The sequence below is a fragment of the Desulfovibrio faecalis genome, from assembly GCF_053570625.1.
Genome location: NZ_JBRBQR010000001.1, coordinates 2,040,859 through 2,064,495, shown reverse-complemented (window position 1 = coordinate 2,064,495; position 23,637 = coordinate 2,040,859). Strand labels below are relative to the sequence as shown.

Below are 23,637 nucleotides of genomic sequence, written 5' to 3'. Positions count from 1 at the left end.
TCTGAGCGCTCAGCGGGCCTGCACTTTGCCCTCCCCAAAGTTTTCACCCAGCTCAGGCGGTTCCTCTGCCCTCGTCCGCTGCTGCCTGTTCAGCACTGTCGGTCTGCTCAGCGCTCTCTGGTTGTTCGGCCTGATTGTCATGCCCATCTGCGGCTGCCGCTGCATTTCTGAGCGCCAGATACCGCTCAAAGTCCTTCACCGCCAGCGGCACGCTGAACAGATAGCCCTGAAACAGCGTGCAACCCATGTTCAGCAGGGCCCTTTTCTGTTCGCGGTTTTCCACGCCCTCGGCCACGGTGGTTAAACCAAGGCTTTGCGAAAGCGCGATGATAATGCTGGCGATGGCGGCATCGTTGGGGTCTGTGAGCAGATCGCGAATGAAAGAACGGTCAATCTTGAGCTGATCCAGCGGGAGCAGCTTGAGATACGTCATGGACGAATAGCCCGTACCAAAGTCATCCAGCGAAAACCGGATGCCCAGATTGCTCAGCTTGACCATGGACGCTATGATTTCCTGCATGTTCACGGCCAGCTGACTTTCGGTCAGTTCCAGCTTCAATAGACCGGGGTCAATGCCAGTTTGTCGCACCGCTGCCGTAACATCTCGTACAAAATCACTTTCACGAAACTGGCGGGCGCTTACGTTGATGGCAATTGTCAGATTTGAGAACTCGGGTATCTCAGCCCAGCGCCCAAGCTGGCTGCATGCCTCCCGCACCACCCATGCGCCGATGCGGGCAATCATGCCGTTTTCTTCCGCAAGGGGAATAAAATCGGCAGGCGGCACAATACCACGTTTGGGGTGTTGCCAGCGAATCAGCGCTTCTGCGCCAAACACAGTGTCATCCACGCTGATCAGAGGCTGATAATACAGCACAAACTGCTCAAGGCGTATGGCTTCCTCAAGATCCCGCTCAAGCTCTATGCGCTCCATGACGGTTTGCTGCATGGCCGGATCAAAAAAACGCACGGTATTTCTTCCGGCATCTTTAGCCTGATACATGGCAAGGTCCGCCTGCTTGAGCAATTCATCCGGAGTGATGCTCTGCTTGCCGAACAGGGCGACGCCGATACTGGCGGTGCAGTTGCAGGTAATGCCCTCCACAATAATTGGCTCGCGCACGGCAGTGAGAATTTTGCGGCAGACAAGCGCCACGGCCTCAGCCGCCTCCTCGCTGTTACCCGACAGACCGTGCAATAACAAAACAAATTCGTCGCCGCCAAAGCGCGCCACAGTGTCGTCTGCTGGAACAATGTCAAGCAGGCGCTGCCCGACCTGCTTGAGCAGATTGTCTCCGTGTGCGTGACCAAGCGTGTCGTTGATCGTCTTAAACCGGTCGAGGTCAATAAACAGCATCGCGCTGAGCTTGTCCGTGCGCATGCCAACCGCAACTGCCTGCCGGATGCGGTCCGTAAGCAGGGGGCGGTTGGCAAGACCGGTCAGTTGATCGTAGTAGGCCAGCTCATTGATGCGGGCTTCGTTGCGGCGACGCTCCTCCTCCCATGTAAAATTATCCAGCGCAAAACTGACGTTCAGGGCCATTTCCCCCAAGAGTTCGCGCACCTCTGCATCAAAGGTTCCGGCATCGTTGGTGTAGAGTGTCAAATTTCCAACAACTTCTCCCCGTTGGCGCAAGGGGAGCGCCCCAACAGAAAGAAAACCCGTTTTGCGCACAAGCTGCCACCAAGGCGCAAGCCTGGGGTCAGTTGTGGTGTCGTCTGACCAGACAGATTCGTTGTTTCGGATTGCGCAGCCAGTTGGCCCGGACCCTTTGGGGTCAGACGCCCATACAGATATGTCGAGCTTTTGCAGATCGGCATTGCTCAGGCCAAATGACGCAACGGGCTGCACGTTGCCTGTCTGCTTTTCAACAAGTCCTATCCAGGCTCCCTTCATGCCGCCAGCTTCCACAGCAGCCCGGCAGACCTCTGCAAAAAGGTCGTTTCTGCCAGAGCAGCGCACAATGGCCTGATTGCATCTGCTGAGCGCCGCGTACATTTGTGAAATACGGTTTGCCCGCGCCTGAGCAAACTTTCTTTCACTTATATCCGTACACAGAAATGCTATGATTCCAGCTTCTGAGCGATAGGCAACAATATCTGCCCACAGGTTGTTGCCAGCAAGGTAAAATTCAAAATGAGACGGTTCACCGGTTTCCGCAGTGATTATGAGCGGATTCACCCAACGGGCTGTTTCGCTGGTTTTGGGGCTGATTCTTTGCAGCAGTGTTTTGCCGATAACATCTTCCCGCTCCGCCTTGAATACATCGCAGTAGGCCTGGTTGATCTCAACCAGTTTGAAGTCGCAAATTTTTCCATCTGGCGCAAAGACCGGCTCGCACAGGGCCATGCCTGCCTGCATATTGTCAAAAAGGCCCTTGTAGCGTTTTTCGCCCAATTCAAGTGCCTTGAGCTGACGGGTGTAGCTCATGCCGCTCCAGAATGAAATAAACACGCAGACTATCCATAATAAACCCAGTGAAATAATGTCCTGCCGCCATTTGGCAAGTACGGCCTGCTCATACAGGCCAATAGAAAGATACAGAGGCCATTGGCGAAGCTTGCGATAAAACGCGATCCTTTTTTTATCGCCAAAATCTGCACGCCTGTGCTGGTAGACGCTTGGGGCGGCATCGTGTTCAATAAGTTTTCGCAACGGGGGCGATGGCTTGGCGTCAAGCCAGAAACGTCCGCGCGGGTACTGCGTGACAAGACCAAGCTTTTTGTCCCACAGGGTGGCCACGGCGCTTGTGCCCACAATGACGGCTGAATCCATGATGTCCGAAAACATATCGATGGAGACAGCGCAGGCCACAACGCCGCCAAACGAACCGTCGGGCAACAAATAGCGCATGGAAAGCACAATGATGGGGCGCGTCCACAACTGGCTGTAAAATGGGTGGGAAATAACAAGCCCGGGGGAAGGATTATTGCGCAGCTGAACAAAGTGGTCGGCGTTGGTGATGGACATCTCGCCAGAAAGCGCGCGGGGAGAAGCGTACACTACCCGCCCCTGCGTATTTGTCAGCAAAAAGCCAAGGGTGTCCGGCAAGCGCTCATCAAGATTTTTACCGTATGTTTCAAAACGTTCCCAGGAGACATCGCCGCTCAGTGCCTGCTGTTGCGCTTCATCAACTGCGCCCAGCAGGGCAAGATTGATTTTCTCAAAACGCCAGGAAAGAACATCATCAATGGATCGGGAAACACTTTCAAGCGTGTTGGAGGCTTTGTCGAGTTCCTGCTGCCTGCTGCCTACAAGGGCAAAAATGATAATGCCCAGAACAAGCAAATTGATTGCGGCAATGACCCATAGCTGCTTGCGGGAATGCAGCCGGGATGATTTGCTGCGTTCAGACTCTGAACGAAGGTTTGGCTGGGAAGCAGTCATATGAACCCCGCATCGGCAGAATGCGTCAACTCCCAAGAAACAGAACAGCTGGCAGCAAGTGGAGGCAAAGGAGACCATGCAGTATTCAAAAAAAAGTGAGCGAAAAAAGGCTGTTACGGAAATATGAAAATTAAAAACCTATAGCAATAAACCTACTCCAAATCTTTGTTCCAAGCAAGTTCATGACCCGATATTATAAACTGGTATGGCATAATTACGCAGTTTAACACCTTAAATGCTCAAGAAATCAACCCACTGAAACTCTGTTTTTCCCCATTCTTTTTGCATGGTAAAGCGCAGTGTCCGCCCTGTGAATCAGGCTGTCCTGGGTATCATAGGGGCGCATTTCTGCAAGGCCAATGCTCACTGTACAGTGCAGGCCGTCTGCAAAGCTGAACTCTTCAATCCGGCGGCGGAGCTTTTCTGCAATTTCTCCGGCTTCATTGGCGCCTGTTTCAGGCAAAAGCACAAGAAACTCCTCCCCACCCCAACGCCCGGCAATATCCTGCGGGCGCATCACATCGACAGCCAGGGCGCTCAGGGCCTGCAACACTGCGTCACCAGCAAGATGCCCAAAGGTATCGTTGACATTTTTGAAGTTGTCCACATCCAGCAACAGCACGGAAAGAGGAACTTCCCGCTGGTGCGCACGCAGCATGGCCTCGGCCATATCGCCAGAAAGTTTTTGCCGGTTGGCAAGGCCTGTGAGCTTGTCGGTATTTGAAATATGTAGCAGCACTGCATTCAGCCGTCGCAGCCGGTACGTCCAGTAGCCCCAGAGCAGGGCAATGACAGCGCCTATCCCGCCGCCAAAAAGAAACCACATGGGGTTGATGGCTGACTGCACATTGATGGAAATGTGCTGATTTACCACCCTTCCCCGTTCCTGCGGTGTTATGGACATCACGCCCTTGTCCAAAATATTGCGCAGGGTGACATCACTTTTGCTTACGCCAATGCGCAGGTGGTTCATGTACATGGGCAATTGCCCGGCAATTTTCAGATTGAACAGCCCATTTTTGCGTATGGTGTAGGCGGCCACCATCAGGGAACGCATGGTCATGGAGCTGCGGCGGCTTGAGACCATTTTCATGGCCTCATCCTCTGACCGCACAAGCTTGATCTCAAGATTGGGATAGCGCTCCCTGATCAGACCTTCCATTGCAGTGCCTTCGGGAAAGACGATGGATTCGTGCTCAAGAGCTGCAGGATCAGAAATATAATGATGTTCTTCGCGGGTTATGAACACGTTGGGGTCACTGAACAGGGGCGAGGTAAAGATAAGCCATTCGCTGCGTTCTGTGGTCTGATTGAGAAAACTCAGCACCTTACACTGCCCGCTTTTGGAAAAAGCCAGGCTTTCATTCCAGTCGGCGGTGCGCACCAGTTCAAACTCAAGGCCGGTTCTGTCTGCAACCAGCGCCAGAAGATCGGCTGCAATGCCCACGTGTTTGCCCGATGCGTCTATCTGCTCATAGGGAACCCAGTCAGGGTCAACGCACAGGGTAACTTTTTTATGTTCGCGCAGGTAGGTCTGTTCGGTGGGGGTGAGGCTCACATCACCAATATGAGCGATAGCCGTATCAAACGCGCATGCCCCACCCGGCAATGCCTGCAAAATGAGCCAGACAAGCCCGCTACACAATAGTTTGATGGTGCGTTTGGTCGCGTTGGCACGTTGGATAGGCATCCATTCCCCCAGGCTTGAACTCTTGTCACTTTTTGCAAAAGCAAGACCGCTGGCATGCTCAGCCATAAAAGCGTGCGAATCAAAGCAGTACGTGCGACCGATCCGTCACGGCAAAACCATCATTTCATAATCTGCATATGAATGATTTTCTCCAGTCCTGCAATGGTGGAATGGGGTTCCACGCATATTCTCCAAAACCTGAAGACCGTACGCAGGGGAACGAAACAACCTGTGACTGCCGCGCCATACAAAAAAACCCGTTCCGGCCTGAAACCGCATACTACTGCGCTTTCAGGCCGGAACGGGCCGTTAACAAACTGCCGAAAAAATGGAATCAGGCAACTCTCCCCTTGCGGGTCGTGCCAAGCCTGGCAGCTTTTTTGACATAGGGCGCGTACTGCGCATCCATGCCCATAATGTGCTCCACAAGCCAGTCTTTTAGGAAGGACAGCAGATCCATGCTCAGGGTTATTGTTCCCTGCTTGAGGCCCTGCTCCACCTCATTGACCTTGGCCTCAAAGTCGCGGTGAATCTGAAGATGTTCCTTGATGGAAGGGTAATCGGTGTGAACAAAGTGCTTTTCTTCATCCCTGAAGTGAGTACTTGTGTAGTCACGGAGCTTGCGCAGAATGCCAAGCATCTCTTGCGCGCTGCTGTTATTGGTCATGGCGCTGTGCAGCTCGTTAATATAGTCAACAAGCAGGCGATGCTGGCTGTCTATATCATTTATGCCAAGATCCATATTACGCGTCCACTGCACAAACTTGCTTGAAGATGCACGATCATAGTCGCCGCTTGCCAGAGCGCCTACAATCATGTCCAGTTCTTCCATGCCGCCCTGAAATGCCAGCAGCGCAGCAGTAAACACCTTCATATTGCCGGAGGTCTGCTCCGCCACTATGCGGATTTCGTCCAGGGCTTTATTGGCGTCTTCAATATTTTCCGACTGCACTCCGGCGGTGGCGGCCACAGCCTGCAAATGCAGGGCTGTACCGGACATGGTCTCCAGAATTTCGCGCATGCGCTCGCCAGCCACAGAGGCGGAACTGGCGCCTTCAAGGCTGAGGCGCGCGGCGGCATCCACTGTTTCGGCATTACGGTGGGCCTCATGCTGAATGGCCTTTACGGCGTCTTCAACTTCCCGCGTGGCTCCCATGGTTTTTTCCGCGAGTTTGCGCACCTCGTCGGCCACAACGGCAAAACCGCGCCCGGCCTCGCCAGCCCGCGCTGCCTCAATGGCTGCGTTAAGGGCCAGCAGGTTGGTCTGGTCGGCAACTTCATTGATGACAGCCATCACCTTGCCGATATTACTGGCTTTTTCTCCAAGCCCCGCCATGGCTTCCTTGAGCTGCACAATGGTATTTTTGAGTTGCTCAATGGAACTAACAGCGCCGTCAACCTGCTCCTTGCTCGCAGATGCGCTGCCGCTGGCCGTTTGCGCGTTTTCCGAAATCTCGCGCACACGCATGGATGATTCGTGAGCACCCTGAGAGACCGTATCCATAGCGCCGCCGGTTTCGTTCAGGCGGTCGCGCTGCACGGCAACCCCCTGGTTCACTTCTGTAACCAGAGTTGCGAGGTTCTGTGCTTCGGCAGAGAGTTTGGCGCAAACCGTATGCGCCTTGTGCAGCACGGCATCGCCCTTTTCAAATTTCTCAATCAAGGCCGCATTTTCGGCCTGCGCCGCTTGCAGCTTTGCCTGAAGCGCCGCATTGTTGCCTTCAAGCCCGGCAGTGCGTTGCCGCTCGGCAGCCAGATTATCTTCCGCCGAACGCAGCCGCCCAAGGCAATAGGCAAGGCGTTCCAGATTATTTGCGCCGCCGGATTCGCCAGCGCGGCTGGCGACCTCATCCATCTGCTCGCGCATTTGCCTGGCCTCAGCCAGGGCGCGTAGCCATATAATTGCATCAACCGCCAGGCAGGCAGCCACGCCGCCCAAGGCAAGCCACAACAATCCGTCAATTTTTCCAACAACCGCGAAAATAACCAGCATGGCAAAAGCAAACGCATGGGAAATAAAAACCATAAACCCACCCTTGTCGGAAAACGGATAATTGTGCCCGAGGCTAAAAAAACAGCCTCTCAGTAAACCAAGCAGAACGATCATATTATCGTTTATCGGACATTACAAGCCGCACCAATAGCGCCAAATTTTAAAAAAATGTTACATTTATGCGTCTGCCCTCAATTGGGACGGCAGCACGTGCGAGGTCAACACAAGCGGATGTCATATTGACACCAAAGCCAATATTTATAATGATGCCGAGGTATTTTAATGAAAATTTTGATGCAGGTATCCTGCCGCAAACATAACTGCTTGTGGTTCCTGTATTCTAGGAGCGATTTCACCTTGTAATCGCTCTTAAGGCTGTGCGAGCAAGCGCCTGATTATGAGGCGCGAGCGCTTTTTACCCGCCGGGGTAAACGCCTGAACATGTGACGTAAAATTTTGCGAATACCTTTTCGCATCATTTAAGTGCTCAAGAACGCAGCGACGCCTCCCCCCCAAGGCACCAGTCAGCGATGGATCATGCACCGCTAAGCGCCGCATGGTTTGGTATTTTTCTTTGTCGGTTGCCGCGTATCGTTCACAGAAGCGTGAAGCGGCGTGCGCTGAACCACGATAGCGCACCCGGCTTTCTTGCCTGCCAGCATCGGCGCGCCCGATGAGCGCAGACACTGCACTCTGGCAGAGACTCAGGGAAACTGTTTGCCGTAGACGTGCTCTTGCACAACGGCACCCCATCAAAACCAGAGCACCGTAAACAACGAGTGCGAGGCTTTGCTTTTATGGGTTTGGCAAACACCATTTTCCAGGTAGTTTTCTTGGGCGGCGCTGCTATTTGGCAACGGGGCGCCGTCTTCCGTAAATGCCATTCCAGGAGGAAACCATGGCGCTGAAGAAATCCATTTTGTCCGCTCTTGCGGCTCTGCTTCTGCTGACCTCTGTTCAGGGCGGCCAGGCGCAGGCAGAGGAACTCACCGGGACCTTGAAAAAAATCAAGGATACTGGCGTGATTGTTGTGGGTCACCGTGAATCTTCCGTGCCTTTTTCTTACTACGATCTTCAGCAGAACGTTATCGGCTACGCACAGGATTATTCCAACAAGGTTGTGGAAGCCGTTAAAAAACAGCTGAACATGCCCAACCTCCAGGTGCGTTTTGTGCCCATCACCTCGCAGAACCGCATTCCCCTGCTGCAGAACGGCACCTTTGATTTCGAGTGTGGCTCGACCACCAATAACCTGGAACGTCAGCAGCAGGTTGACTTCTCCAACACCTTTTTTATCATCGGCACCCGCCTGCTGGTCAACAAAGACTCCGGCATCAAGGACTTTGACGGCCTGAAGGGCAAGAACGTTGCCGTGACCTCCGGCACCACGTCTGAAAAGCTGCTGAACAAGATGAATGACGAGAAGGGCCTCGCCATCAACATCATCAGCGTAAAAGACCACGGCGATGCGTTCCGTACGGTGGAATCTGGCCGCGCTGTGGCCTTCTTTATGGATGACGCGCTGCTTGCCGGCGAACGCGCCAAGGCCAAAAAGCCCGCTGACTGGATCATCGTGGGTACCCCGCAGAGCTTTGAAGCTTACGGCTGCATGGTGCGCAAGGGTGATGCCCAGTTCAAGAAGCTGCTCGACGACGTGATCGCTGCGGAACAGGGCAACGGCAATGCCGAAAAGTCCTTTAACCGCTGGTTCATGCAGCCCATTCCGCCCAAGAACATGAACATGAATTTTGAAATGTCTGATGAAATGAAGGCTCTCTTCAAGGCCCCCAACGATAAGGCCTTGAACTGATTTTAGGCATGCCCGGGAGCTTCAGGCGCAAGCGGGCGCTCCCGGGCATGCGTTTAAGCCCGCTGCAATGAGATACGTTTTTTACACAGGGATGGAACCAACGAATGCAGGCTAACTGGAACTGGGGCATTTTTTTTGAGCAGGCGCCGTTCGGAAACGTCACCTACTTTAGCTGGCTGGTGGACGGCTTTTTGACGACAGTGGCCCTGTCTGTCTGTGCCTGGATTCTGGCTTTTCTTCTGGGCTCTTTTTTCGGTATTCTCCGCACTCTGCCCAACAAGATTTTGAGCAACATTGGCGCAGCCTATGTGACCATTTTTCGCAACATACCTCTTATCGTTCAGTTTTTCATATGGTACCTTGCAGCACCAGACCTGCTGCCCTACAAAGCAAGTGTATGGTTTAAGGCAGAACTGAACCCCAACATCCAATTTTTTATCATTTCCACCTGCGCGCTGGGTTTCTTTACCGGGGCGCGCGTCTGTGAGCAGGTCAGGTCTGGCATTCAGGCCCTCTCGCGCGGGCAACGCTACGCAGCCCTGGCCCTTGGCCTTACGCTGCCGCAAACCTATCGTCATGTTCTGTTGCCCAATGCCTACCGCATTATCATTCCGCCTTTGACCTCCGAGATGCTCAATATGGTCAAGAACTCCGCAGTTGCCTCAACTGTGGGGCTTATCGAACTGACCGCGCAGGCCAACCGCCTTCTGGAATTTTCCGGCTACGCGTATGAATCGTTCATTGCGGTTACGCTTGCCTACGCCTTCCTGAATTTTGTGGTCATGCGTTCCATGAAACTGCTGGAGAACAAAATGCGTTTGCCCTCCATGAGCACAGGAGGCAAAAATGTTTAGCATAGACTGGAGCATCATCCAGCAGAGCCTCCCCCTGCTTGCGCAGGGGGCAATGGTAACGCTCAAGATCACCATCACGGCCATTGCCTTTGGCATGGTGCTAGGCACGTTGCTGGCAGTGGCGCGCATTTCTGTTTACGCGCCCATGCGCTGGCTCTCTGCCGCCTACGTGAACTGCTTCCGCTCCATCCCCCTTGTGATGGTGCTGTTGTGGTTCTACCTCATTGTGCCGCAGTTTTTGACTTCATTTTTCAATCTTTCGCCGCAAACAGACATCCGGCTTGTTTCCGCCATAGTGGCCTTTACCGCATTTGAGGCGGCCTACTATGCAGAAATTATCCGCGCTGGCATGCGCAGTGTTTCCAGCGGCCAGTATGCGGCATCCCTTGCGCTTGGCATGACCAAGTCGCAAACCATCACCTATGTCATCCTGCCGCAGGCATTCCGCGTTATGACGCCCCTGCTGCTGACTCAGGGCATGATTCTTTTTCAGGATACCGCCCTGGTGTACATCATCGGCCTTGCCGACTTTTTCCGCACCGCTTCCAACATTGGCAAAACAACAGGCTATGAAATTGATATGGTACTGATTGCAGGATCCGGCTACTTTGTGGTCTGCCTCTGTGTGTCAGCCACCGTAACCATGGTAAAAAAGAGACTCAATCAATGATTAATCCCACCGATGAAGCCATGATCATTCTGGAAAACGTATCCAAGTGGTACGGTGACTTCAATGTGCTGAGCCACTGTAGCACGCGCATACACAAGGGCGAGGTTGTTGTGGTATGCGGGCCTTCCGGTTCGGGAAAATCCACACTGATCAAAACCGTGAACGGCCTTGAACCCGTGCAGTCTGGCAAAATTTTTGTGAACAACACAGAAGTAACCAGCAAAAAGACCAACCTGGCCCAGCTCCGCAGCCACGTTGGCATGGTTTTTCAGCATTTTGAGCTTTTTCCGCACCTGAACATCATCCATAACCTTGTTCTGGCTCAGGAAAAGGTGCTCAAGCGCAACCGCGAAGAATCCATGGAAAAGGCCCACATGCTGCTCAAGCGGGTCGGTCTTGAACAGCAAACGGAAAAGTATCCTTCACAGCTCTCCGGCGGGCAGCAGCAGCGCGTTGCCATTGCCCGCGCCCTGTGCATGGATCCCGTGGCCATGCTTTTTGACGAGCCAACCTCCGCACTTGACCCCGAGATGATTAACGAAGTGCTGGATGTCATGGTTGAACTGGCCTACGAAGGCATGACCATGATGGTCGTTACCCATGAAATGGGCTTTGCCCGCAAGGTCGCTAACCGGGTTCTCTTTATGGAAAGCGGCCAGATTCTCGAAGACTCCCCCAAGGACAAATTCTTCGACAATCCGGCAACCCAACGCGCCAAGGACTTTTTGGCCAACATCATTCCGCACTAATCGCCGCATTAGGGCGCTGACAACAGCATACCCCGGCCTGTTCCCTGATACATGGGGGAACAGGCCGGGGTTTTTCTGTGTGGTGCGCACGGCTCACGACCTTAACGAATACCTTTTCCTAAAGCGTATGCCTGCGCTCAAAGCTGCCTGTGCATCGTGCGCAGAAGTTGCCTCATCATACAAAATCCTTCTGCAGTCAGCCTCCATGTTTGAAGCAAGCAAAGTGGTCTGAGCGAATGCCTTGATATACTGTCAAAAATTCCTCTCCGGAGAGGGAAAATTTTTCCCTTGGGAATTTTAATCTTATAACTATTTAAATTATAACAATTTTTTTTATTGGCACATGGATTGCATATTGGCGAGTACAGCTTAGTAACCACCAGGAGGTGTCCCATGTCTTTGGTCATTAACCATAATATGATGGCCGACAACACGGCCAGAAATTTAAATGCGCATTACTCGGCACTGGGAAAATCCATGCAGCGCTTGTCGTCTGGTCTTCGCGTCAACAGCGCCGCTGATGATGCCGCAGGTCTGGCAATTCGAGAACTGCAACGCGCCGACATAACCACCCTGCATCAGGGCGCGCGTAACGCTAACGACGCTATCTCCATGATCCAGACCGCCGACGGCGCGCTTGGCATCATCGACGAAAAGCTCACGCGCATGAAGGAACTGGCGGAACAGGCTGCCACCGGCACCTATGATTCCACGCAGCGCCTGATGATCGAGTCCGAGTACCAGGCAATGGCTTCGGAAATAACCCGTATCGCCAACGCCACCGACTTCAACGGTATCCACCTGTTGAACGGCACGCTGTCCTCTGACACGCACGATGGCAGCGGCATGACGTCTTCAGGCAAGCTGAAGGTTCACTTTGGCACCGGCAACGATTCCGCAGAAGACTATTACTATATCACCATCGGCTGCACCACCGCGTCTTCCCTTGGTATTGGCAACCAATCCATCGACAACGCTACCAACGCCTTGCGCGCGGGCGGCACAGTTTCCACGCAGCAGGCCGCGCAGCAGTCGCTTGAAGCCATCACCCAGGCCATTGTGTCCAAGGATAAAATCCGAGCGCACCTTGGCGCGGTGCAGAACCGTCTGGAAAATACGATTACCAACCTGAATACTCAGGCTGAAAATCTCCAGGCTGCTGAATCCCGTATTTCCGACGTGGACGTTGCGACAGAAATGACGTCCTTTGTCCGCAACCAGATTCTCACCCAGTCTGCGGTGGCCATGTTGTCGCAGGCCAACTCCTTGCCGCAGATGGCCATGAAGCTTATCGGCGGTTAGGCCATCATAAACTAGGCTGTGGTGGACCAAAGATGGGAGGCCCGGGGGCTGTGCCCCCGGGCCGGGACAATCCTGATTATGCCCGCATGCTTTGCGGCGGCATATTGGGGGATTTGTCAGTTCTTTTTTGGTATTGCAGTAGACTCAAGAACGGCAAGCGCCTGCTGGGCGGCATTTTGTTCCGCCTTTTTGCAGCTGCTGCCAGTGGCGGCAAATTCGGTTCCATCCGGCAGCCGCAAGGCTATCTCAAAAATTTTGGCATGCTCCGGCCCCTGGCTGCCCATGCGGGTATAGAGCGGCGCTTCGCCAAAGCGCTGTTGCGAAGCTTCCTGAAGCCTGGTTTTGTAATCCTTGGGCATGGTCTTGCTTGCAGCCGTGGGCCAGCGGTCGGCAAAAAGCCGCGCTACCACGTTCTGGGCTGCAGCAAAACCGCCGTCCTCATACACGGCGGCAAGCACTGCCTCCAGCGCATCGCTCAACACGCCGTCGCGATTGCGGCCCCCCTGGCTTTCTTCTCCGCGTCCCAGTTTCAGCAAGGTAACAAGCCCGATCTTTCGTGCCCGCTCCGCAAGGCTTACGGTGCTCACCAGATGCGCCCGCATCTTGGTCAACTCGCCTTCGCGTGCGTCAGGAAACCGCCTGAACAACTGGGCGGAGACGCACAGTTCAAGCACGGCATCGCCTAAAAATTCAAGGCGTTCGTTATGGTTTTGCCCTGTGCCGCATTCATTGGCCCACGAGCTGTGCGTCAGGGCAAGATCCAGCAGCGCGGGCTTTGTAAAGACATACCCGAGCACTGGTTCCAGCACTTTGGCCGCTGCTGCGGGGTCTGTATTGATGGGTGCGTCAAAATTCTGCATGTCCGTACTGTAGTCATTTCAAAACTGTTGGCAACATAAAATACCTTGACATGCGTTGCGCCAATGCCTAGGTAAAACCAACGACTACCGAGGAGTTGAGCATGGCTTATGATATCCGTTTGATGAAGCTGGTGACGGGCGAACTGATCATCGGCAAGTATGACGCCGACAAGGACTGCCTTAACGAGGTGGCCACCCTTCAGACTGTCCCCACCCAGCAGGGTGTGCAGATGATGCTGTTGCCCTACGGCTATCCCTTTGAACCTGATTTTACGGGCAGCATTGAGGGAAAAAATTTCCTCTACCGCTATGCCAACACCCCCAAGGAACTGCAGGACAAGTACATCGAAGCCTGCACCAATCTGACCGTGGCCGGCGGCCTCGGCAAGATGCAGTTCAGCTCCGAACCCTTTGGCGGTTCCGGCAGCGGCCTGATCAAGTAATTACAAGAAGAACTTTTGCAGCAAACCCCTTTGCGCCAGGCGGCTTTGCCGACTTTAACGGCGCAATACCCGAGAAACGGGGTTTGCTATCACTCTTGGGGCGGCGCAAAACGCCGCCCTTTTTGCACCCTTCGCCTTTTCTCCAACCCACACAAGGATAGACATGCGCCCACTGCTGCCCCTATTGCCCAAACCCAGCCGCTATGCGGGCATTGAGGACAACGCCTGCCGTAAGAACCCCGAAGACGTACGCCTGCGCGTGGCCCTGGCCTTTCCCGATACCTATGATGTGGGCATGTCCTACCTTGGGCAAAAAATTCTTTACAATATCGTCAACAGCGAACCCCGCTGGTGGGCAGAACGCGTCATGGCTCCTGAAAAGGAAGCCGCAGATATCCTGCGCACCCACAACACGCCCCTTGCCACGCTGGAATCAGACACGCCCCTGGGCAGCATGCACTGCCTGAGCTTTTCCATCACGCACGAGCTCTGCTATACAAATGTGCTCTACATGCTTGATCTGGCGGGCATTCCACTACGCACGGCAGACAGGCCGCAGAGCCTCACCCAATGCCCCCTGGTTATTGCTGGCGGCGGCGCGCTGCTGAGCGCGGAACCGCTGACCCCCTTTGTGGATATCATGGTGCTCGGCGATGGCGAAGAAAGCCTGCCCGACGTGCTGCGCATGCTTGAAAAAGCTCTGGATCAGGGCTGGACGCGCGATGAAATGCTGCTGCAATCGCGCACCATTCCCGGCGTATACGTGCCGTCCCTTTTCCAGCAGGAATTTGACGCCACAGGCGCGCCCGTGTTCCCGCTCAAGCCCCTGCGCGACGACTATCAGCGTCCCACGAGGCGCATTGTGGCCGATCTCAACAATGCGGCCTACCCCACGCGGCAGGTTGTGCCTGTGGGCGCGGTGCACAATCGCCTTTCGCTCGAAATTGCGCGCGGCTGCACACGCGGCTGCCGTTTTTGCCATGCGGGCATGGTTTACCGCCCTGTGCGCGAGCGCTCGCTCGACAATATCAATGAACTCCTGAGCAAATGCCTGAACGAAACGGGCTTTGACGAAATTTCCTTCCTTTCTTTGAGTACGGGCGATTTTTCCGCATTGAAGACCCTGAGCTTCGGCGTGCTTGACCGCTGCGCCCGCGAGCAGATCAGCCTTTCCCTGCCCTCGCTGCGCGTTGGCTCCATTGATGACGAAATCATTGAGCGCATGGCCGATCTGCGCCGCACTGGCGTGACTCTGGCCCCCGAGGCTGGCAGCCAGCGCCTGCGCGATGTCATCAACAAGGGCGTTACCGAAGAAGGCCTGCTGCTGCACGCGCAGAAGCTGGTCGAACACGGCTGGCGGCTTGTGAAGCTCTATTTCATGATCGGCCTGCCCACAGAAACGGATGAAGATTTGTCGGCCATTGCGGATATCTGCCGCAAGGTGCGCGATGCCGCCGGTCGCGGCAATCCCCGCTTACAGGTGACAGCCGCCCTCTCGCCCTTTGTGCCCAAACCATTCACGCCCTTCCAGTGGGTGCCGCAGATCGGGCAGGATGAAATCCAGCGCCGCGTCAATCTGGTGCGGACGCAGTTCAAGGGGCAGAAGTTCCTCAAGCTGCGCTGGCATGAACCCGCCATGAGCCACCTTGAAGGGGTCTTGTCGCGCGCAGACCGCCGTATGGCCGACGTGGTGGAAAAGGCCTACCGCAAGGGTGCGGTCTTCACGAGCTGGATGGAACATTTTTCTCTGCCGCCCTGGCTTGAAGCCCTTGAAGAATGCGGCATCAGCGCGCAGGAATGCACCGGCCCGCGCGAACCCGGCGCGGCCCTGCCATGGAGCCACCTTGAAGCTGGCATTTCCGAGGAATTTCTGTTGCGTGAACGTGAACGCGCCCTGTCGGAAAAAATTACCGACGACTGCCGCTATGGCGCGTGCCGCCAGTGCGGCGCCTGCGACACCAAGGCTGGCCCCTCACGCATGCAACACGCATCCGCCCCGGCAGACTCGGACGAACCAGGCCAGCCCCTGCACCGCAACAGGCTTATTTTGCCGCAGCGCGACCAGATGGCCCACGCGCCCACCCTGGACGAGGAAGGCCGCCTTGTATGTCGTCCGCAAACCAGCCGCCCGCCCAAGATCACGGCGGAGCTGACCGTCAAGGCGGCCCAGTACCGCCTGTGGCACAGCAAGGCCGGGGGTAGCGCATATTTGAGCCAGCTTGAATTGCAGGCCGTGCTTGACCGCGCTCTGCGCAGGGCTGCCATGCCCCTGGCATTTTCGCAGGGTTTCCACCCCATGCCCTTGCTCTCCTTTGGCCGTGCGCTGCCTGTGGGCGTGGAAAGCCAGGCGGAGTGGTTTGCCCTTACACTTCACAAAAATTTGCCGCCGGAAGAAGTTGCCGCGCGCCTGGCCCCCCTGCTGCCCCCCGGCATGAACGTTCTGCGGGTGGAACCTGTGGAAAAAAGCCGCCGCACAGAACAGGCCGTTGCCGAGGCCTTTACCCTGCGCATGCCCACTCAGGAAGAAACCGCAGATGCGGCCAGCTGTTTTGCCGAATTTGCAAAGCTGCCCGAGCGCATGTTTACCCGCGATACCAAGAAAGGCCCGCGCACAGCAGATATCCGACTGATGTTGCGCGACTGGTCTACAGAGACCAATGCAGCGGGTCAGGTGGAGGCCGTGACATTTGTGGCAGACTGGAGTAACGGTTACTTGTCTCCTCTGGTTTTCTGCATGGCAGTGCTTGAAACCCTGGGAACACCCGAAATTCTGCGCCAGCGCATAGGCTTGCTTAAAACAGCGCAGATATTTGCGGATGGTCAATCCTATCCAGAGTAACCATATGCCGCATACGACACCAGCCTGGTTCTTTTTTGGCGATTCGCTGACGCAAGGCGTTAACGATTGCCTCATGCCGGGCGGGTGGGTAAGCAGGCTGGCGGTGCTTGCGCACAAAGCAGGCCTTTGCCCCATACCACGCGCCACCTTTTATAATCTTGGCGCGCGGCGGCACGGCACGGCTGACATTGCCGCCCGCTGGCGGCAGGAGCTGGAAAACAGGCTTATACCCGGCATGAAGCCGCACCTTGTTTTTTGCGTGGGCGTGGTGGATATGGCTGCCCCAGGCGGCGGCCAGCCCGCAGACCCGGCATTGACGGCAGCACTGCTGCAACCCGTGCTGGAACAAGCGGCGGCAACCGCACCCACACTGGTGATCAGCCCGCCGCCCGTTGCGGCAGCGGAAACGAACACCCGCATCGCGCAACTGTGCAAGCTGCAACAAATGCTGTGCGACCAGCGCGGCATTCCGTTTGCGCAGGTGCATGAGCTTTTGATAACCAATTCCGTCTATATGGACGATCTGAGCGATGGGCTGCACCCAGGATCACAGGGTTGCGCCCAGATGGCGCAAACGCTGCTGGCGCAGCAATGCGTAAGTGAATTCATGCGCGCCGCGCAGTAGGAGAACACAATGGGTTCATGTATTCCCTTTATTGACGAACAGCCTTTTGCAGAACGTGTCAAAACAATGGCTGATGACGAACTGCTCGAAATCTGGGAAGAAACCCAGCAGCTTGAAAGCATGTTGTGCAATGCCTTGCACACAGACCTTGCCCTGGCTCCTGATTACGAAAAGGTCATTGTGGAGGAGCTTTTTCTGCGGTCGAGCCGCCGGGTACGGCAGCAGTCGCTGGGCAAATAATTCTCTTTTTTCTGTTGATACGGCTCCTGCGCAATAGTGCCGGGGCCGTTTTTCTCATTGCGGCGTTTGCCTTGTCGTGCAGGTTCCCTGCGCGTGACAAAACGCGCCAACCAGTCATCCCGCCACAAGATAAAAGGCTTGCGCGCTTTCTGCAGCAGACAGCAGCCGCTGGCGCGCCTCCGCGTCTCCCCTCTTTTCCCGGTTCACCACGAGATCAAATGCAGTGTTTGACTGCGTCACCATTTAAAACAGGCCGAGCTTGCGCCCGGCCTGTTTTAAATACCCTTTCGGCATGTTGTCATAATCTGCTGACACGGCAACCAAGCAGCCAAGGTATACGTGGCTACGCTACGGATGCCGGAAACTACGGGCGCAGTCAGAGAAATCGGCGCAGGCACAAGCCTCCACACGCGACTCTGCTGGCAATGCCGCGCCAGATGCCGGGCTACGGGCTAGACGGCCGTCAACATCTCCAGGTCATCGCTGGAAAGCAGCTTATCAAGGTCAAGCATGATAAGCAGGCGATCCTGCAACTTGCCCACGCCGCTGATGTAGTCCGAGTCCACCCCGGCAACAACCGGCGGCGGCGGTTCCACCGTGCTTGCGGGTATGCGCAATACCTCAGAAACGGCATCGACAACAAAGCCCACGATGATGTTGTTGATTTCAATGACGATAATCCGCGTGTTTTTGTCATGCCCCTTGGGTGCAAGACCAAAACGCCGACGCAGGTCAATGATGGGGATCACCTTGCCGCGCAGATTGATGACGCCTTCCACAAATTCCGGAGCACGGGGCACCTTGGTGATTTCCATGGTGCGGATGATCTCCTGAACTTTCAGGATGTTCACCCCGAACTCTTCTTCACCGATGCTGAATGTCACCAGTTGCAGAAGTTCGTCTTCCTGTTTTTTTTGACTCAGATCCATGTCTGCTCCCTTGTCGCAAGTAGGCCGCAGTCGTGTGCAGAAAAATTACATGAGGGACAACCATTGGGCCGTGGACCTCTTTTCCATTTCAAGCACTGCTGTATGGTCACACATTAGACAATATCGGCAGGGCAGTAAAGAACCATAGGGCAATCTACGAAAAAGGCCATTATTTTTCATAAGTTTCGTTCAGGGCCTGCTCAAGTGTCCGGGCGCTATACACATCGCGCAACACAAGCGGCTGCCCGGCCTCATCCCCGGCGGGGAAAATGGCTGTGAGCGGAATACTTTTGCTGCCCAAAGCGTCCAGCAGGCGCACCGCATAGGCATTGGCGTTGGTCAGGTCCACGCGTACGAGTTCCATGCCGTACCGGGCCTGAAGTTTGCGCATGCGCTCGTCCGTCAGCACTGTGGCTTCCATAAATTTACAGTTGGGGCACCAGTTGGCGGTAAACTCAAGCAGCATGGGCTTTTTGCCAAGATTGGCCTCAAAAGCCTCCGGCGTGAATTGTCGCCATTGGGGCAGGGGCGCAACCGGGCGCAGCACCCAGAACACAGACGCCACAAGCAGGCCCACGCCCAGCACGCCCATGATCTTGCGCCTCAGGGGCGGCGCGGTTATGCCGCAATACTGCCCCCACAGCCAGGCGCAGAGCGAAAGCACCAGCAACACGGTGAGCACTTGCATATGCCGCTCAACAGGCAGCACAGAAAGCAGGTAAAGCGCTGTGCCCATGAGCATAAAGCCCACTATGCGCTCAAATACGTGCATCCATGCTCCGGGTTTTGGCAAAATACGCGCCAGATCGGGCCAGATGCAAAACAGGATGTACGGCAGGGCCATGCCCAGCCCCACAGCCCAAAAAACCACAACAACTATGATGAGCGGTTGGGTAAAAGCCCAGCCCAGCACACCACCCAGCAGTGGGCCGCTGCAAGGCGTGGCCAGAAAGGTCGAAACAAGCCCCGTAAAATATGCCTGCAAGCAGGGATTTTTGCTGTTCGCCCCGGTCTTGAGGTCAATAACCGGCAGACTGAACACGCCAAGAGTGGACAATCCCATCAAAAAGACCACCAACAGCATGACCATGAGCACAGCCTGATTTTGATAAAGCTGCCCCCACATGAGGTCTGCAAGCCCCAGCACAAGGGCCAGCGCGCTGAACAGCGTCATGACCCCAGCTGCAAAGCAGAGGTTGTGCTGCCGAAAGCGCTTGAGCCCGGCGGCATCACGCCCGCCAACCATGAGCAGCCCGCTGACCTTGAAGGTAAGTACCGGCAGCACGCAGGGCATGGCGTTGAGCAGCAGGCCTGCGAGTATGCCAAACAGCAGGGCCTTGCCCAAGCCGGAAATTTCCATGGAATCATCAAGAAAACGCGGCGAAAGGCGCACGTCAAAACCATCCGGCGGCGGCAGTTTTTCCATGCCTTCCTCTGCCCATCCACTGGTAGTGGCCTGCGCAGACTCCCTGGCCCACGCATCGCCCGCCGCATCATCGTTGCCGTCCTCCTCCGCCGGGGTTGCTGGCGGCGCCGCAGGCGCGCGACGCTGCAATTCCTGCCACTGTACGCGCCAGGGCATGCCGCTGAGGGGCGCGGATTCGCGCGCAACCACGCCCGACACTTGTTCATTGACGGGCATGCACTTACGGCTGGAGCACAAAAGCATGCTCAAATCAGCCACAAAGGGCTTTCCCGCAGCATCTGCCGGCAAGGGGATGTAAAAGGTCACGTTGCCTTCGTACACGTTCACAGTGGCCGCTGGATCGTAATAATCGCGCTGAACTGCTCCATCAGGGTAATAGACTGGCAAAGCCCGCCCCCCTGCTACAGAAAAAGCCACAGTGGTGGGTCTGCCCGCCTCGCCCGGCTCGTGCCCGTAGGCGTGAAATTCCGCAGGAATAACAATATGCAACGCAGCAATCAGGTTTTGCCCGTCGCGGGCAGTTTCAAGCCTTGGTTGCAGATCCTCGGCCCGCGCCCCAAAACTCATAAAAACAGCGGTGCACAGCACTACGAGGCCTGCACACAGTGCTCTCCAGACCGGGGCAAGCGGCATGGCGGAAGCTACGGCCAGTTTGTCATATTTCAATGCATTGTCTCTTTTTAGCTGATTTTTTTCAAATTGCTTGACAGGCAGGGCCGCATGAGCGTAAACACCTTTTCACGCAATGCGGGTCATTAGCTCAATTGGTAGAGCAGCTGACTCTTAATCAGTTGGTTCGGGGTTCGAGTCCCTGATGGCCCACCAGAAAATTCAGGTTCGCGGTTCAACCGCGAACCTTTTTTTGTTGTTGCTTTATGTTTTTTCATGGCGTTCACCTGTTGCAAGACAATAGCCGCTCCTCGAAGGCAAGTCTAGACAAGCGCTTTTCGGTCACGCCACTTGTGAAAACCGCAGCTTACGGCCTTTCTTGTTCGCATTTGCCTGCTACAGCCATTTGCCAGCCCATCACAGGCAGATTCTGCCCCTTCTGCTGCCGATTTTTCCTAACAGTCTTGCAAGGATAAATATTCCCGGCAACACCGGGCCTGAAGCCTGATGGCAGGTGCAGACGCTACGCCGCAGTTACGGATTTATTGCCGAAGCACGTAATAAGTCACTCTTTCATCTTTCTGCTTGTGCCAAAAAAAATTTTCAACAACTTGCCGAGCGCTGCCCAATTTGTTCGACTGGCTACGACAGCCCCCCTGCCCCAAACCAAAGCATCACGCCGCAAAAAATAAGGCCCGCTGGACATGCCGACCCCAGAGGGACGCGCACACCAAGCGGGCCTTTACAGCCTGAAAACGCTGCCAGAGCGTTATTTGCTCATGCTGGGAGGCAGATGCTTACTCTGCTTTTTCAGCTTGTAGCCCAGCCATACAAAGGCAATCCAGATGGGGGCAAGCATTACCGCAAGGCTTTCGCCAATAATCACGAGGACAACAAGCACCATAACCATAACCAGCAGGCACAGGTAGTTGGTGAAAGGATGCCAAGGCGCCTTGAAATGAACGAGTTCGCCAGCTCGAACCATGGCAGCGCGGAACTTGAGGTGCGTCAGGCTGATCATGGCCCAGTTAATGACCAGAGCGGCCACAACAAGCGACATGAGCAGGCCAAGAGCCTTGCCGGGGATGGCGTAGTTGATGATGACGCAGATCAGCGTGGCAAGAGAAGAAATAAGCAGGGCGTACACCGGCACGCCGCGAGCGCTGACAGTGCCTAATGCCTTGGGGGCGTTGCCCTGAAGGGCCAGACCAAACAGCATGCGGCTGTTGCAGTACACGCAGCCGTTGTAGACGGAAAGGGCCGCAGTGAGCACCACAAAGTTCAGCGCATGCGCGGCAAAAGGAATGCCGATGAGGTCAAAAATCTGCACAAAGGGGCTGGCCACCATGGCCTGGGCCCAGTGGCTCTTGTCCACGGGTGCGCCAAGCTGGCTCCAGGGGTGCAGGGTCAGCAGCACAAGCAGCGCGCCGATGTAAAAAATAAGAATGCGGTAGATGATCTGGTTCACAGCCTTGGGGATGGTCACGCGCGGATTGTCGGTTTCCGCAGCGGCAATGCCCACGAGCTCAAGCCCGCCGAACGAAAAGGCCACGACCGCCAGTGCGGTAAACACGCCTTCCCAGCCGTGGGGCAAAAAGCCGCCGTGCATCCAAAGGTTGCTCACCGCCGCATCAGGGCCAGCATGACCGCTGAACAGCAAAAAAGACCCCAGCAGGATCATGGAGACAATGGCCACAATCTTGATGGAGGCAAACCAGAATTCCATTTCGCCAAAAAGGCTCACATGGCAAAGGTTTACGCCAGTGATAAGCAGGAAGAAAAAGGCCGTGGTCTGCCATGGCTGAATACTGGGAAACCAGTATTGCACATATACGGCAACAGCCGACAGCTCGGACATGCCCACCAGAACATACAGAATCCAGTAGTTCCAGCCAGAGAGCAGACCGGGAAAATCACCCCAGTACTTGTGGGCAAGGTTGCTGAAAGATCCGGCAACGGGTTCTTGCGCCATCATTTCGCCAAGCTGGCGCATGATCATGAAGGCAATGAACCCGCCAAGCGAGTAGCTGATCAGAACAGCTGGGCCAGCCATCTGGATGGTGCCGGCCGAACCAAGGAACAAGCCGGTGCCAATGGCTCCGCCCAAGGCAATGAGCTGTACATGCCTGTTTTTCAAGGCTCTTTTCAATTCTGGTGTTTCGTTTTTCATTTGCAGAAATTTGGCTATGCGGCTACTCCCCGCCAGAGTCGCCCTGTTGCACAGAATCCGGTATGCGGCCGGCCAATCCTCGTGTCGCCAAAAACGAAAGGCGGCTTCCACAACAAAACCGACCTTTCGCGCACATTCGCCTTTTGCCCGGTCAGCGGCAAACGGCTGACCCAACATTCCACAGGCCGCAACGCAGCCCGCCGCAGCTATTGGCACTGCGGTGGGCAAACCACGTATGCGGCCCTGCGCCTGACACAGTAACAAAACGCCGCTCGAAAACAAGCGGCGTTTTGCGTCAGGACAGTTATTTAGGCTGCTCTGCGGGGGTACCCGTACCGGAGCCGCCCTGCTCGGACACATCCCTGGCGTCAATGATCCTCACGCCAAACTCGGCCACGCCATCAGGCGGTGCGTAAAACAGCACCATAAACGGTACTTCGCCGCCGCGCGGCACATTGGTGTTGTTGGTGAGAATCTCAACCTTGTTGTTGAGGAAGGATTCCATTTCCTTCTCGCTCAGCACCTGAAGCTGAAAAAGTGAAAGCTGCACGCCGCCGAGCTGTTTTTTGACAGCCAGGGCTTTCTTGTCCTTGTCATAGATGGCGGCTTCAATGGTAATAAGTTCCTTTGGCTGGGGAAACTCGTTAACCACCCTGCCCTCTATCACAAAAACCTTGCCCACCTTTTCATTATCAACATAATACTGCCGCACATTGCGCATGGTCAGCAGTTCGACCTGCTTGGCAATTTCCTGCTCACTAGGCTGCTTGGCAGCATTCTTGAGCGAATAATAATACCAGCCGCCGCCTGCACAGGCCAGCACCAGCACAAAAATCAGCGCCAGTTTGACCAGTGGCAGCTTCTTTTTGATGGGCATTTCCGGCAGCGGCCCCTGTTCGGCCAGGGGAACTTCCGGCTCATAGGTGAAAACCGTCTTGCAGACCGAGCAACGCAGCTTGACGCCCGGCTTGGCAAGCTGATCCGGCAAATTGAAGCGGCTACCGCAATTGGGACACTTTATTTCCATGCCATTACTCCAA

The 23,637-nt window shown here is 55.3% G+C and carries 17 protein-coding genes and 1 tRNA gene; 10 read left to right on the top strand and 8 right to left on the bottom strand.

Going from position 1 to position 23,637, the window contains the following annotated elements; genetic code table 11:
* Positions 1 to 52: 52 nt before the first annotated feature.
* The 3 genes from ACUZ79_RS09155 to ACUZ79_RS09145 all read right to left on the bottom strand — a co-directional run bounded on the left by ACUZ79_RS09155 (position 53) and on the right by ACUZ79_RS09145 (position 7,104).
* Positions 53 to 3,388, bottom strand: coding sequence for an EAL domain-containing protein (locus tag ACUZ79_RS09155; protein WP_449251383.1), 3,336 nt, complete (start codon positions 3,386 to 3,388; stop codon positions 53 to 55).
* 247 nt (positions 3,389 to 3,635) lie between these two features.
* Positions 3,636 to 5,078: a diguanylate cyclase domain-containing protein gene (locus tag ACUZ79_RS09150; protein WP_240824426.1), complete on the bottom strand. Its 1,443-nt coding sequence runs from the start codon at positions 5,076 to 5,078 to the stop codon at positions 3,636 to 3,638.
* A gap of 334 nt (positions 5,079 to 5,412) precedes the next feature.
* The gene (locus ACUZ79_RS09145) at positions 5,413 to 7,104 is read right to left on the bottom strand and encodes a bacteriohemerythrin (RefSeq protein WP_449251382.1); all 1,692 of its coding nucleotides are present in this window, start codon (positions 7,102 to 7,104) and stop codon (positions 5,413 to 5,415) included.
* 865 nt (positions 7,105 to 7,969) lie between these two features.
* On the opposite strand from ACUZ79_RS09145, the gene ACUZ79_RS09140 reads away from it, so the two are divergent.
* The 5 genes from ACUZ79_RS09140 to ACUZ79_RS09120 all read left to right on the top strand — a co-directional run bounded on the left by ACUZ79_RS09140 (position 7,970) and on the right by ACUZ79_RS09120 (position 12,456).
* Positions 7,970 to 8,881 (top strand): glutamate/aspartate ABC transporter substrate-binding protein, encoded by a 912-nt coding sequence (locus tag ACUZ79_RS09140; RefSeq protein WP_240824428.1) that lies wholly within the window; start codon positions 7,970 to 7,972, stop codon positions 8,879 to 8,881.
* 104 nt (positions 8,882 to 8,985) lie between these two features.
* Positions 8,986 to 9,735: an amino acid ABC transporter permease gene (locus ACUZ79_RS09135; RefSeq protein WP_240824429.1), complete on the top strand. Its 750-nt coding sequence runs from the start codon at positions 8,986 to 8,988 to the stop codon at positions 9,733 to 9,735.
* Positions 9,728 to 10,405 carry an ABC transporter permease subunit gene (locus tag ACUZ79_RS09130; RefSeq protein ID WP_240824430.1) on the top strand — a complete coding sequence of 226 codons (678 nt, stop codon included), beginning with the start codon at positions 9,728 to 9,730 and terminating at the stop codon, positions 10,403 to 10,405. The genes ACUZ79_RS09135 and ACUZ79_RS09130 overlap by 8 nt, the downstream gene beginning before the upstream one ends.
* 20 nt (positions 10,406 to 10,425) lie before the next feature.
* Positions 10,426 to 11,154 carry an amino acid ABC transporter ATP-binding protein gene (locus tag ACUZ79_RS09125; RefSeq protein ID WP_192112092.1) on the top strand — a complete coding sequence of 243 codons (729 nt, stop codon included), beginning with the start codon at positions 10,426 to 10,428 and terminating at the stop codon, positions 11,152 to 11,154.
* A 393-nt stretch (positions 11,155 to 11,547) separates the two neighbouring features.
* Positions 11,548 to 12,456 carry a flagellin N-terminal helical domain-containing protein gene (locus ACUZ79_RS09120; protein ID WP_449251381.1) on the top strand — a complete coding sequence of 303 codons (909 nt, stop codon included), beginning with the start codon at positions 11,548 to 11,550 and terminating at the stop codon, positions 12,454 to 12,456.
* 116 nt (positions 12,457 to 12,572) lie between these two features.
* Here the strand turns inward: ACUZ79_RS09120 and rnc are convergent, their stop codons facing one another.
* The gene (gene rnc, locus ACUZ79_RS09115) at positions 12,573 to 13,316 is read right to left on the bottom strand and encodes a ribonuclease III (RefSeq protein WP_240824432.1); all 744 of its coding nucleotides are present in this window, start codon (positions 13,314 to 13,316) and stop codon (positions 12,573 to 12,575) included.
* Between the two features lie 101 nt (positions 13,317 to 13,417).
* Here rnc and ACUZ79_RS09110 point away from each other — a divergent pair, with 101 nt between their 5' ends.
* The 4 genes from ACUZ79_RS09110 to ACUZ79_RS09095 all read left to right on the top strand — a co-directional run bounded on the left by ACUZ79_RS09110 (position 13,418) and on the right by ACUZ79_RS09095 (position 17,463).
* On the top strand, positions 13,418 to 13,759 hold the full coding sequence (locus ACUZ79_RS09110) for a hypothetical protein (protein WP_192111886.1): 342 nt from the start codon (positions 13,418 to 13,420) through the stop codon (positions 13,757 to 13,759).
* 163 nt (positions 13,760 to 13,922) lie between these two features.
* Entirely contained in the window at positions 13,923 to 16,598 is a 2,676-nt protein-coding gene (locus ACUZ79_RS09105; protein ID WP_449251380.1) for a TIGR03960 family B12-binding radical SAM protein, read from the top strand.
* 4 nt (positions 16,599 to 16,602) lie between these two features.
* Entirely contained in the window at positions 16,603 to 17,223 is a 621-nt protein-coding gene (locus ACUZ79_RS09100) for a GDSL-type esterase/lipase family protein (RefSeq protein ID WP_449251379.1), read from the top strand.
* 9 nt (positions 17,224 to 17,232) lie between these two features.
* Positions 17,233 to 17,463: a hypothetical protein gene (locus tag ACUZ79_RS09095; protein WP_240824435.1), complete on the top strand. Its 231-nt coding sequence runs from the start codon at positions 17,233 to 17,235 to the stop codon at positions 17,461 to 17,463.
* A gap of 452 nt (positions 17,464 to 17,915) precedes the next feature.
* Here the strand turns inward: ACUZ79_RS09095 and ACUZ79_RS09090 are convergent, their stop codons facing one another.
* Positions 17,916 to 18,392 (bottom strand): chemotaxis protein CheW, encoded by a 477-nt coding sequence (locus ACUZ79_RS09090; protein ID WP_449251378.1) that lies wholly within the window; start codon positions 18,390 to 18,392, stop codon positions 17,916 to 17,918.
* A gap of 169 nt (positions 18,393 to 18,561) precedes the next feature.
* Positions 18,562 to 20,484, bottom strand: a complete 1,923-nt coding sequence (locus tag ACUZ79_RS09085) for a cytochrome c biogenesis protein CcdA (protein WP_449251377.1) — start codon at positions 20,482 to 20,484, stop codon at positions 18,562 to 18,564.
* A gap of 83 nt (positions 20,485 to 20,567) precedes the next feature.
* Between ACUZ79_RS09085 and ACUZ79_RS09080 the strand changes: the two genes are divergently transcribed.
* Positions 20,568 to 20,643: transfer RNA gene (locus tag ACUZ79_RS09080), tRNA-Lys, on the top strand.
* 553 nt (positions 20,644 to 21,196) lie between these two features.
* Here ACUZ79_RS09080 and ACUZ79_RS09075 read toward each other — a convergent pair.
* Both ACUZ79_RS09075 and ACUZ79_RS09070 read right to left on the bottom strand, forming a co-directional pair.
* Positions 21,197 to 22,564, bottom strand: a complete 1,368-nt coding sequence (locus tag ACUZ79_RS09075) for an amino acid permease (protein WP_449251376.1) — start codon at positions 22,562 to 22,564, stop codon at positions 21,197 to 21,199.
* A gap of 337 nt (positions 22,565 to 22,901) precedes the next feature.
* Entirely contained in the window at positions 22,902 to 23,624 is a 723-nt protein-coding gene (locus ACUZ79_RS09070; RefSeq protein WP_240824440.1) for a zinc-ribbon and DUF3426 domain-containing protein, read from the bottom strand.
* Positions 23,625 to 23,637 lie beyond the last annotated feature (13 nt).

What these genes read in the sequence shown, in the direction of transcription:
- ACUZ79_RS09135 (WP_240824429.1), top strand. Translation starts at nt 8,986, where the DNA reads ATGCAGGCTAACTGGAACTGGGGCATTTTTTTTGAGCAGGCGCCGTTC.
- rnc (WP_240824432.1), bottom strand. Translation starts at nt 13,316, where the DNA reads ATGCAGAATTTTGACGCACCCATCAATACAGACCCCGCAGCAGCGGCC.
- ACUZ79_RS09105 (WP_449251380.1), top strand. Translation starts at nt 13,923, where the DNA reads ATGCGCCCACTGCTGCCCCTATTGCCCAAACCCAGCCGCTATGCGGGC.
- ACUZ79_RS09100 (WP_449251379.1), top strand. Translation starts at nt 16,603, where the DNA reads ATGCCGCATACGACACCAGCCTGGTTCTTTTTTGGCGATTCGCTGACG.
- ACUZ79_RS09155 (WP_449251383.1), bottom strand. Translation starts at nt 3,388, where the DNA reads ATGACTGCTTCCCAGCCAAACCTTCGTTCAGAGTCTGAACGCAGCAAA.
- ACUZ79_RS09150 (WP_240824426.1), bottom strand. Translation starts at nt 5,078, where the DNA reads ATGCCTATCCAACGTGCCAACGCGACCAAACGCACCATCAAACTATTG.
- ACUZ79_RS09120 (WP_449251381.1), top strand. Translation starts at nt 11,548, where the DNA reads ATGTCTTTGGTCATTAACCATAATATGATGGCCGACAACACGGCCAGA.
- ACUZ79_RS09145 (WP_449251382.1), bottom strand. Translation starts at nt 7,104, where the DNA reads ATGGTTTTTATTTCCCATGCGTTTGCTTTTGCCATGCTGGTTATTTTC.
- ACUZ79_RS09130 (WP_240824430.1), top strand. Translation starts at nt 9,728, where the DNA reads ATGTTTAGCATAGACTGGAGCATCATCCAGCAGAGCCTCCCCCTGCTT.
- ACUZ79_RS09140 (WP_240824428.1), top strand. Translation starts at nt 7,970, where the DNA reads ATGGCGCTGAAGAAATCCATTTTGTCCGCTCTTGCGGCTCTGCTTCTG.
- ACUZ79_RS09070 (WP_240824440.1), bottom strand. Translation starts at nt 23,624, where the DNA reads ATGGAAATAAAGTGTCCCAATTGCGGTAGCCGCTTCAATTTGCCGGAT.
- ACUZ79_RS09090 (WP_449251378.1), bottom strand. Translation starts at nt 18,392, where the DNA reads ATGGATCTGAGTCAAAAAAAACAGGAAGACGAACTTCTGCAACTGGTG.
- ACUZ79_RS09125 (WP_192112092.1), top strand. Translation starts at nt 10,426, where the DNA reads ATGATCATTCTGGAAAACGTATCCAAGTGGTACGGTGACTTCAATGTG.
- ACUZ79_RS09095 (WP_240824435.1), top strand. Translation starts at nt 17,233, where the DNA reads ATGGGTTCATGTATTCCCTTTATTGACGAACAGCCTTTTGCAGAACGT.
- ACUZ79_RS09110 (WP_192111886.1), top strand. Translation starts at nt 13,418, where the DNA reads ATGGCTTATGATATCCGTTTGATGAAGCTGGTGACGGGCGAACTGATC.